The 9,621-nt window shown below is 74.1% G+C and carries 10 protein-coding genes; 6 read left to right on the top strand and 4 right to left on the bottom strand.

Annotation, left to right across the window (positions count from 1 at the left end):
* Nucleotides 1-1,512 (top strand): M28 family peptidase (locus ACZ6EM_RS39715; RefSeq protein ID WP_465774608.1); only part of this gene is annotated, 1,512 nt, incomplete at its 5' end.
* A gap of 108 nt (nucleotides 1,513-1,620) precedes the next feature.
* On the opposite strand, the gene ACZ6EM_RS39710 is transcribed toward ACZ6EM_RS39715, so the two are convergent.
* Nucleotides 1,621-2,331: a hypothetical protein gene (locus ACZ6EM_RS39710; RefSeq protein WP_452180608.1), complete on the bottom strand. Its 711-nt coding sequence runs from the start codon at nucleotides 2,329-2,331 to the stop codon at nucleotides 1,621-1,623.
* Nucleotides 2,332-2,510: 179 nt separating this feature from the next.
* Nucleotides 2,511-3,137 carry a hypothetical protein gene (locus tag ACZ6EM_RS39705; protein ID WP_465774607.1) on the bottom strand — a complete coding sequence of 209 codons (627 nt, stop codon included), beginning with the start codon at nucleotides 3,135-3,137 and terminating at the stop codon, nucleotides 2,511-2,513.
* A 195-nt stretch (nucleotides 3,138-3,332) separates the two neighbouring features.
* Between ACZ6EM_RS39705 and ACZ6EM_RS39700 the strand changes: the two genes are divergently transcribed.
* Nucleotides 3,333-4,571: a cytochrome P450 gene (locus tag ACZ6EM_RS39700; protein WP_465774606.1), complete on the top strand. Its 1,239-nt coding sequence runs from the start codon at nucleotides 3,333-3,335 to the stop codon at nucleotides 4,569-4,571.
* A 6-nt stretch (nucleotides 4,572-4,577) separates the two neighbouring features.
* Here ACZ6EM_RS39700 and ACZ6EM_RS39695 read toward each other — a convergent pair whose 3' ends face one another.
* Entirely contained in the window at nucleotides 4,578-4,709 is a 132-nt protein-coding gene (locus ACZ6EM_RS39695) for a hypothetical protein (RefSeq protein WP_401046507.1), read from the bottom strand.
* Between the two features lie 158 nt (nucleotides 4,710-4,867).
* Between ACZ6EM_RS39695 and ACZ6EM_RS39690 the strand changes: the two genes are divergently transcribed.
* From ACZ6EM_RS39690 to ACZ6EM_RS39680, 3 genes are all read left to right on the top strand, one after another.
* Nucleotides 4,868-5,314 carry an MFS transporter gene (locus ACZ6EM_RS39690; RefSeq protein WP_465774605.1) on the top strand — a complete coding sequence of 149 codons (447 nt, stop codon included), beginning with the start codon at nucleotides 4,868-4,870 and terminating at the stop codon, nucleotides 5,312-5,314.
* Nucleotides 5,315-5,357: 43 nt separating this feature from the next.
* On the top strand, nucleotides 5,358-5,864 hold the full coding sequence (locus ACZ6EM_RS39685) for a carboxymuconolactone decarboxylase family protein (RefSeq protein ID WP_401046502.1): 507 nt from the start codon (nucleotides 5,358-5,360) through the stop codon (nucleotides 5,862-5,864).
* Nucleotides 5,865-6,063: 199 nt separating this feature from the next.
* Nucleotides 6,064-7,917, top strand: a complete 1,854-nt coding sequence (locus ACZ6EM_RS39680) for a penicillin-binding transpeptidase domain-containing protein (protein ID WP_465774604.1) — start codon at nucleotides 6,064-6,066, stop codon at nucleotides 7,915-7,917.
* Nucleotides 7,918-8,033: 116 nt separating this feature from the next.
* Here the strand turns inward: ACZ6EM_RS39680 and ACZ6EM_RS39675 are convergent, their stop codons facing one another.
* Nucleotides 8,034-8,327: a hypothetical protein gene (locus ACZ6EM_RS39675; protein ID WP_401046497.1), complete on the bottom strand. Its 294-nt coding sequence runs from the start codon at nucleotides 8,325-8,327 to the stop codon at nucleotides 8,034-8,036.
* Between the two features lie 284 nt (nucleotides 8,328-8,611).
* Here ACZ6EM_RS39675 and ACZ6EM_RS39670 point away from each other — a divergent pair, with 284 nt between their 5' ends.
* Complete coding sequence (locus tag ACZ6EM_RS39670) at nucleotides 8,612-9,520, top strand: UTP--glucose-1-phosphate uridylyltransferase (protein WP_380545143.1); 909 nt, start codon at nucleotides 8,612-8,614, stop codon at nucleotides 9,518-9,520.
* Nucleotides 9,521-9,621: the final 101 nt, after the last annotated feature.

Raw genomic sequence — 9,621 nt, 5'->3', positions numbered from 1 at the left:
ACCGCCTCCGGCCTCCCCACCGGCGTCACCGCGAGCCTCAACCCCTCCACCGTCCAGGCCGGCTCCTCCGCCACCCTCACCCTCAACGCCTCCGCCACCACGGCGAACGGCACCTACCAGATCACCGTCACCGGCACCGCCGGCACCACCACCCACACCGCCCAGTACAGCCTCACCGTCGGCGGCGGAGGCAACCCCGGCGGTCCCGCACCCGACATCGACGTCGCCAAGGTCCAGGCCCACCTGTCCCAGCTGAACAGCATCGCGAGCCAGAACGGCGGCCACCGCCGGGCCGGCAGCGCCGGGCACAGCCAGTCGCTGGCGTACATCAAGGGCAAGCTCCAGGCCGCCGGTTACAGCGTCACCGAGCAGACCTGCACCTCCTGCACCTACCAGTCCAACAACCTGATCGCCGACTGGCCCGGCGGCCCGGCCGACCAGGTCACCATGTTCGGCGCCCACCTGGACAGCGTCTCGGCCGGCCCCGGCATCAACGACAACGGCTCCGGCTCGGCCACCCTGCTGGAGAACGCGCTCGTGCTCGCCCAGCAGAACCCCGGCCTGACCCGGCACGTGCGGTTCGCCTGGTGGACCGGTGAGGAGCAGGGCCTGCAGGGCTCGCAGTCCTACGTCGGCCAGCTGGGCTCCGCCCAGCGCTCCGCGATCAAGGCGTACTACAACTTCGACATGATCGCCTCGACCAACGCCGGCTACTTCATCAACAACATCAACTCCGCGGCCTCCGCACCGATGAAGGCCTACTGGGACTCGCTGAACCTCAAGCCGGAGGAGAACGTCGAGGGCCAGGGCCGCTCGGACGACTACTCCTTCCAGCAGGCCGGCATCCCGACCTCCGGCTACGCGGCCGGCGCCAGCGACACCAAGACCTCGGCGCAGGCGGCCAAGTGGGGCGGCACGGCGGGCCGTTCCTACGACTCCTGCTACCACTCCTCCTGCGACACCACCGCCAACATCGACGCGACGGTACTGAACCGCAGCGCCGACGGCGTGGCGTACACCATCTGGAAGACCTCGGTCGGCGGCACCACGCCCACCAACGACTTCTCCCTCTCGGTGAACCCCACCACCGCCACCGTCAAGCCCGGTGAGACCACCACCGCGACGGTCGCCACCTCGACCACCTCCGGCTCGGCCCAGACGGTCAACCTGACCGCCTCGGGCGCGCCGACCGGCGTGACGGTCTCCTTCAACCCGTCCTCGGTGCAGTCCGGCGGCTCGGCGACGCTCACCCTCGCCACCCCCGCCTCGACCCCCACCGGCACCTACAACATCACCCTGACCGGGACCGGCTCGGCCACCCACAGCACCAGCTTCTCCCTGGTGGTGGGCAGCGATTCGCCCAACCCCGGTGGCACCTGGACCGCCGGCACCACCTACCAGGCCGGCGACGTCGTGACCTACAACGGCGTCAGCTACCGCTGCCTCCAGGGCCACACCGCCCAGGTCGGCTGGGAGCCGCCGATCGTGCCCGCGCTCTGGCAGCAGGTGTGACCGGCTTGCGCTGACACCCGGTGAAGCCGCTGCGCCGCGGTCCGTCGAGGGGGACGGACCGCGGCGCAGCCGTGCGCCCGGGCCGTCGGGGTCCCGGCCCGGGCCGTCTCAGCCCGGATGGAAGGCGACCCGGACGGTCTCGTTGAAGGGGACGATCAGGCCGTTGCCCGTCTCCCAGGTCCAGGTGCGCGGGATCAGGAACATCCGGCCGCCGGAGTGGGCCAGCAGGCGCAGGCCCTCGTAGCGGTAGCGGAACCGCTCCCCCGGCTCCACGCCCGGCAACACCGTCTCCCGCACGCCGGACCATCCCAGGTGGAGGCGCTCCGGGGTGTCCAGGACGACCGCCGGACGCCGGTAGAGGTGCCGGGCCAGCTGCTCCGCGTCGGCCGTGCCCTTCTGCTGGGCGTAACCGCCGACCGCCCAGAACGCGCAGAGCACGACGATCGCCACGCTGATCCCCAGCGCCGCCCGCTCGCCGGTCAGCGGGTACGGCGCGCCGGTGCCGCGCACGTACAACAGCCGGGCCAGGACCGCGAGCAGCAGTCCGCCGCCGATCAGCAGCGGGGTGCCCATCGGGCCGGCGTCGAACACCTCGAAGCCGGCCAGGAAGCCGAGCACCAGCAGCGGGACGACCAGTACGACGACGGCCGAACAGGCCCGTCGCACCGTCCGGGCGCCGACCCTGCCGGCCTCGGCGGCCCTGGTCGCGACGTGGTAGCCGAGCGCGCCGACCAGCGCCCCGCACAGGGCGAACCCGGCCGGCACGTAGAGCGCGGGGGAACTGCGGAGCAGCAGGTCCTGGGTGGCGAAGCCGATCATGCCGGCGTCGATGCCGAAGTAGCCGTAGAGCGAACTGGTGTAGGCGTAGCCGAAGAAGAAGAGCAGCGCGGTGAGGAGGGTGGTCGGGGCGACCCAGGTGGCGAGCTTGGCGATCCAGTCCGACCAGGAGCGCGAGGACGGCCGCTCCGGCTCTCCCGGGGGTGCCTCCTCGGCAGGGCTCAGGGGGTGCTCCCGGTGCCGGTGGGAGCACCGGTGTACGGGCTCGACCCGCCGGTGGGCGTCGAGCCGTTGGTCCCGCCATTGCTTGGGGTCCCGCCGTCGGGGCTGATGACCTCCACCGAACCCACGGCCTCGATCCGCTTGGTGGAGTCGTCGGCCGTCACCGTGAGGCAGATGTTCCGGCTCTTGGTACCCGGCTTCCACGGTGGGAGCCGGAACTCGACCCGCTCGGTCTGCCCGTTGGTCACCTGGACCTGCTGCGAGGCGGGGGTGGCGTACTCCGTACTGCCGCAGTCGGACACCTTGCTGATCACGGCCGTGAAGCCGGTCGTGGTGCTCGACGGGAAGGACAGGCTGATCCGGGCGGTGCGGTCGCTGCCCTGGACGTTCGCCGAGGGCTCGCCGGCGTTCCGGAAGCCGCCCTGGCCCCCCTCGTCCTTGGTCCGCTGGTCGTCCGGCTGCCCCGAGGCGCTGTTCTGACCGGTCTGCCCGGCCTGGGGGGCACCGGCCGAACCGGAGCCGCCACCGCCGCCGCAGGCCGCGAGGGCCGGGAGGAGCAGGGCCGCCGCCAGCCACCGGGCCGCTCGGCGGGTCCGGCCGCCTCCGAAGTGCCGGGTCCCGGGCATGCGTTCTCCCATCCGCGCAACGAGCAGGGGCCGGTCGGCCCGGTCGCACGCTAGCCGTGCGCGGACGTCCCGGCGGGCCCCCGCGCCGCCCCGGGCCGGGGCCGCCACCCGTTCGGCGCAACCCGGACCGGCCCGCCCTGGCATAGAGTCGGGCCGCAACGGACGCACCGTCAGCAGAACGGAAGGACCCGCCCCGTGAGCACGGACACCCGCCCGGTACCGGAGCTGGCCGCCGAGGTCGTCGAGCAGTGGCGGGCCGAGGAGGCCGAGCTCGTCGAGCTGCTGGCCCGGACGCGGCGCGGCGTCGGCGGCATCGCCGCGTTCCGGCTCGGCCCGACGCCGACCGTCCTGGTCACCGACCCGGCCGCCGTGCAGCACGTCCTGGGCCACCACCCGGACCGGTACGTCAAGCGCTCGCACCGCGCCCGGATGCTGGTCGGGGACGGCGTGCTGTCCGCCGCCGGCGACGCCTGGAAGCGTCAACGGCGGCTGCTGCAGTCGCAGTTCACCGGCACCGGGATGCGCCGCTACGAACACCGGATCGCCGCGGCGGCGCGCCGCACCGCCGAGCGCTGGGAGGGGTACCGGCGCACCGGGGAGACCTTCGACGTCGGCGAGGAGATGCGCGGCTTCGCCCTGGACACCGTCTGGCGGGCGCTCACCGGGCAGCCGCTGGACGACCGGACCGACGGCGAACTCCGTTCGGTGGAGCGGGTGGTGGCCGCCATGCCGACGCTGCCGACCAACGCGGCGGACGCCCGGGACGCGGTCGCCACGGACCTCGCCCGGATCGACGCGGTGGCGCGCGCGGCGATCGAAGCGGCCCGCTCGGCCGACCCGACCGAGGAGCCCGGGGTACTACGGATGCTGGTCGAGGCGGGCGAGCGGCACCCCGAGTACACCGACCGGCTGATCCGGGACGAGCTGGTCACCCTGCTCGTCGCCGGCCACGAGACCACGGCCACCACGCTCACCTGGCTCTTCCTGCTGCTCGACCGCCACCCCGAGGCCCGGACGGCCGATCCGCAGGCGCTGGTGAGCGAGACGCTGCGGCTCTACCCCTCCGCCTGGCTCCTCCCCCGGCACGCCCTGGAGGACGACGTCGTCGCCGGGTACCGCATCGCCGCCGGGACGGACGTGCTGGTCTGCCCGTACCTCACCCACCGGGACCCGGCGCTGTGGCCCGACCCGGAGCGCTTCGACCCCGCCCGCTTCGCCACCGACGCCGACCGCCCCGGGCAACTCGGCGCCTACTTCCCGTTCGGCCTCGGCGCCCGCGCCTGCCTGGGCACCCGGTTCGCGCTGCGCGAGACCACGGCGCTGCTGGAACTCCTGTTGCCGATGGGGCCGTTGGTGTTCCGTTCGCGGCCGGCGGGGGCGGCGTACAGCATCACCGTACGGCCGGACGGGCCGACGCCGGCGGTGCTGGCCTGAGGCCCCCTACGGTGCGGAGCCGTCCGGCTGCTGGCGCTCCGGCAGCGGGCCGTCCGGCAGCCCGGGCAGGAAGCCGTCGGAGAGCTCCTCGCCCGCCAGGGCGGCGTCGACCCGGGCGCTGATGTGGGCCCGCCGCACCCGTCGGGCGCCGACGGGTCGGGCGGACGGCGCTCGCCTGGAGCCTGACGGCCTTCTTCGGCGTCCAGCCCCTGGTCTTCTATGCGACGCCGGCCTGGCTGCCCACCCTCCTGGTCGAGGCGGGACTGAGCCGCACCGCCGCCGGCACCGACCAGGCCGTGCTGATCCTCGGCCTCGCCGTCGGCGGGTTCCTCGCCCCGACCCTGGCCGCCGCCCGGACCGACCAACGGCCGCACATCCTGGGCGTGGCGGCCGTCTGCGTCCTCGGTCTGCTCGGCCTGGTGCTCGCCCCGGCCGGCGGGGCCCCGCTCTGGGCCGCTGTCCTCGGCATCGGCATGGGCGGCGGACAGGCGCTCGCCGCCGTCCTGTTCGCCCGTCGGGGCACCGACCCGGAACACGTCGCCGCGCTCTCCACCATGGCCCAGACCTGGGGTTACCTGCTCGCCGCCACCGGCCCCGCGCTCGCGTCGGCGCTGCGCACCGCGAGCGGCACCTGGACGGCACCGTTGCTCGCGATGGCCGGCCTGCTGCTGGCCGGCTGCGTCCTCGGCCTGCGGGCGGGGCGGGCTGTCACAAACCCGCGCCGGGATCCGTCGGACAGGTGACCGCACGGTCCACCCACCCGCTCGGAAGAAGAGGAACGCCACCATGAACGCCCGACCGATCACCGCCGAGGTCCCGCTGCGCCCGCGCATGGCCCAGGACCCGGTGGAGCTCGTCCCCGAGATCGCGGAGGTCTCGGCCGCACTGTTCAAGGCCACCGGCAACGGGTCCGTCCCCCGGAGCACCATCAGCCTGGTCCAGCTGCGGGCCGGCCAGATCGCCGGCAGCACCTACCTGACCGTCCTGCACACCGGTTTCCTCCACGCGGCCGGCGAGTCCGAGGAGCGGATCGCCTCGGTCGCCGGCTGGCCGGACTCGCCCTGGTTCACCGCCCCCGAGCGCGCGGCGCTCGCCCTGGTCGAAGCCGTCCTCCGGCCCAGCCCGCACGGCGAGCGGGTGTCGGACGCGCTGTACGCCGAGGTCGCCGGGCACTACGACGACAAGGCGCTGACCACGCTCATGCTCGCCATCGGCCAGGTCAACTTCTTCACCGCCATCGCCCTGGTCGCCAAGCCCGTCCCCGGCCGCTCCTTCACCGACCCCTGGGCCTGACCGGCCCCGCACCCCTGCGGCCCGCCCGGCCGGTCACCGGGCGGGCCGTTCCGGTCGACCGATCACCCGTCCCGGCATAGGCTGATCCGCGCCCGAACGGACTTTCGTCCAATCGTCACGGACTTCCGTCGGGCCGGCGGGCCGACATGCCGGAGGGGGCGTGCCCGCAGCACACGAAGGATCACAGGGGGACAGCGCCATGTCAGGGGAGCGGAAGAACGACCAGCACGACGAGGACGACCGATATGACCAGTACGACGAGGACGACGGGCGCAGCGGGCACGGCGGGCTCCAGCCGCAGGACGGCTACGGCACCCACCGGGAGTACGACGAACTCGCCGACGACGACGTCCGGTACGAGCCGTTCGACGAGGACGAGGCGGAGGACGACGGCGGGGCCCCGCGCGGATCGGCCGCTCGCCGGGTCGTGATGGTGGCGGCCGGCGGGCTGTTCGCCGCTCTGCTGGCGGTCGGCGGCTACGGCGCCTACAACGTGCTGAACGCCGTGACGGACAACGGCCCGTCCGGCGGCCACCAGGGCTCCGGCACCGTGTCGAAGGCCCCGCAGGACCCGCCGACCGCCGAGCAGGCCGAGGCGGCGGCCAAGGAGTTCCTGGCCGCCTGGAGCCGCGGCGACATCGCGGCCGCCGCCGGTCTGACCGACCGGCCGGAGACCGCCCGCGCCGCGCTGACCACGTTCCAGGAGCAGGTGGGCCCCCGCTCGCTCGCCCTGACCGGGACGGGCCGCGCCCAGGCCGACTCGCCGAGCGAACCGGCCCTGGGCTTCCGGGTGAAGGCGGAGTTCGAGGGCACCCCTGACGCCTGGGAGTACGACGGCGTGCTGAGCGTCGTCCGCTCCCAGGACGGCCGGCCCGTGGTGCGCTGGAAGCCGTCCGTGATCCACCCGCAGCTCGCCCAGGGCGGGACCATCGCGGTGAAGGCACTGCCCAACGCCGTCTCCAAGCCCACCGACCGCAAGGGCCGGCCGCTCGACACCTTCCCGTCGCTGCGCGCCGTCCTCCCCCGGATCGCCCCGCCGGACGGCGCCGCCACCGTCACCGGCCGGGCCGTGGTGCTCTCGGGCCCGGGCGGCGGCGGCAGCGAGCCGGAGCAGCTGTTCGTGCTGACCCCGCCGAGCGCCCCGCAGGTCAGGCTCACGTTGGACGCCGACCTGCAGCAGGTGGCCGAGGAGGCGGTCAAGCAGCAGTCGGCGAACGGCAATCCGGCCTCGCTGGTGGCCGTCCAGCCGAGCACCGGGAACATCCTGGCGATGGCGTACGCCCCGCAGGGCGGCTTCAACCGCGCGATCGCGGGCGGCCAGGCGCCCGGCTCGACGATGAAGGTGATCACCGCGGCCGCCCTGCTGGAGGCCGGAGTCGGCCCGGACACCGTGGTGCCGTGCAAGGCCACCACCTACTCCCCGCGCGCCTGGCACAACGACGAGCCCGGCGACTTCCCGTCCTACACGCTCGCCGACGACTTCTCCCACTCCTGCAACACCGGCTTCATCGACAAGGGACTGGAGAAGCTCCAGCCCGGCACCCTGGGCACGGTGGCCCGCGACCAGTTCGGCCTCGGGCTGGAGTGGCACATCGGCGTCCCGAGCCGGGACGCGACCGTCCCGGCGCCCGACAACAAGGACGAGGCCGCGGCCTCGTACATCGGCCAGGGCCGGATCCAGGCCAACTCGCTGGCGATGGCCTCGGTCGCCGCCACCGTGCAGAGCGGGACGTTCCGCCAGCCCGTGCTGCGCGAGGACGCCAAGCGGGCGACGGCACCCGGCAAGCTCCCGGCCGACGTCGCCCGGGACCTGCGCGCCATGATGGCGAAGACCGCCACCCAGGGCACCGCCCGCACCCCGATGGCCGGCCTGTCCGGCCAGATCGGCGCCAAGACCGGCACCGTCGAGGCCGGCGGCCAGGCCAACAACAGCTGGTTCATCGCCTACCGCGGCGACCTCGCCGTCGCCGCCGAGGTCGAGGGCGGCGGGCACGGCTTCAGCGCGGCGGGCGTGGCCGCGGCCCAGGTGCTGAAGGCGGGCGGCAAGGGCTGAGCCGGCCGCCCACGGCCGCCGGCCGGGCCGGGACGGCCGGCGCGCACCGCCCGCGTGCGCTCCGGTGCGCGTGCGCGGGGGTGGATTGGAGCAACTGCTGTGGAGCGGAGCGGCGTTCAGGCGGTGCCTTCGCCGTGGATCAGGCGGAGGTCCGGCACGCCGGGGAACGGAGGAGTGTGCTCCGCCTCCCGTTCGGCGATCAGGTCGGCCAGCATCCGGGCGCCCATCGCGCGGAACCCGGCCTTGCGCTCCTCGTCGGCCTCCTCCTCGCCCGGGTAGAGGATGGCGTGGACGGCCCCGTGCTCGTCGTCCCAGGTGTAGCTGCGGTACGGCGGCGGGCCGGGCTCGCCCGCCCCTTCGGCTTCGCCCGTCCCTCCGGTCTCGCACGTCGTTCCGGTCTCGTCCGTCATGGGAACCTCCGGTGGTCGTCCTCGGGTGGTCTTCCGGTATGGGCAACGATTCGGGAGCAAAAAGGGCCCGGCCCCGCCGGCGGCCGTCCGCCCTGCGGCGGGACGCGGCGGGCACTCGCGGGCACTCGCGGGCACGCACGGCCGCCGGTGAATCCGGACGGCTTCCGCTGGGCCAACTTCCGTATGCCGACCGTCCACTTAACGGCACGTCAGCGCTTGATAGCGTCGACCGGGACGCCGCGTCACCACGGCGCCGCACCTCCCACGAAACGAGAGAGCGCCACATGGCCCCCAGGACGATCCGCCGAGCCGTCATCCCCGCCGCCGGCCTCGGCTCCCGCCTCCTGCCGCTGACCAAGGCCACGCCGAAGGAGATGCTGCCCGTCGGCGACAAGCCGGTCATCGAGCACACCGTGCGCGAGCTGATCGAGAGCGGCATCACCGACATCACCATCGTCGTGAACGGCGACAAGGGCCTGATCCAGGAGCACTTCCGCCCCAACCCCGTCCTGGTCGAGCAGTTGCGCCGGGACGGCAAGGCGGCCTTCGCGGCGGCGGTCGAGGAGGTCGGCGAGCTGGCCCGCAAGGGCCACATCAGCTACCTCTACCAGCACGGCCCGTACGGCAACGGCACCCCGGTGCTCAACGCCGCCCGCCACTTCGGCGACGAGCCCTGCCTGGTGCTCTGGCCCGACGACGTCTTCGTGGCCGAGGTCCCCCGCGCGCAGCAGCTGATCCGGGCGTACGAGCAGACCAACGCGCCGGTGCTCGCGCTGATGCCGATGGCTCCCGAGGACTCCTACCGCTACGGCGTGCCGGTGGTGAAGGAGGACCTCGGCGGCGGCTCGCTGCGGATCACCGGTCTGGTCGAGAAGCCGAAGCCGGCCGACGCGCCCTCCTCGTACGCGGCGATCGGCGGCTACGTCATCACCCCCGGCATCGTCGACGAGCTGCGCGAACTGACGCTCCGCTGGCACGAGAAGCCCGAGGACGAGGTCTACCTGACCGACGCCATCAACGCCTACGCGGCGCGGCGCGCGGTCTACGGGCAGGTCATCGCCGGCACCTGGTACGACACCGGCAACCCCGCCGCCTACCTGCGCGCCCAGTTCGCCGCGGCGCTCGCCAACCCCGAGTACGGCCCCGATCTGCGCCGGCTCGCCGCGGAGCTCTCCCCGGCCGTCGCCGGCTAGGCGGTACGGCCCGTGCCCGGCGGGGGGGGGGGGGGGGGGGGGGGGGGGGGGGAGGGGGGGGGGGGGGGGGGGGGGGGTTTTTGTTTTTTGGGGGTGGGTCA

Source organism: Kitasatospora sp. NPDC041917, from assembly GCF_055589745.1.
This window is presented reverse-complemented; position numbering and strand designations above follow the sequence as displayed.

Excerpts from the sequence above, each read along its gene's own strand:
- ACZ6EM_RS39710 (WP_452180608.1), bottom strand. The coding sequence starts at position 2,331 with ATGATCGGCTTCGCCACCCAGGACCTGCTGCTCCGCAGTTCCCCCGCG.
- ACZ6EM_RS39705 (WP_465774607.1), bottom strand. The coding sequence starts at position 3,137 with ATGCCCGGGACCCGGCACTTCGGAGGCGGCCGGACCCGCCGAGCGGCC.
- ACZ6EM_RS39685 (WP_401046502.1), top strand. The coding sequence starts at position 5,358 with ATGAACGCCCGACCGATCACCGCCGAGGTCCCGCTGCGCCCGCGCATG.
- ACZ6EM_RS39680 (WP_465774604.1), top strand. The coding sequence starts at position 6,064 with ATGTCAGGGGAGCGGAAGAACGACCAGCACGACGAGGACGACCGATAT.
- ACZ6EM_RS39675 (WP_401046497.1), bottom strand. The coding sequence starts at position 8,327 with ATGACGGACGAGACCGGAACGACGTGCGAGACCGGAGGGACGGGCGAA.
- ACZ6EM_RS39670 (WP_380545143.1), top strand. The coding sequence starts at position 8,612 with ATGGCCCCCAGGACGATCCGCCGAGCCGTCATCCCCGCCGCCGGCCTC.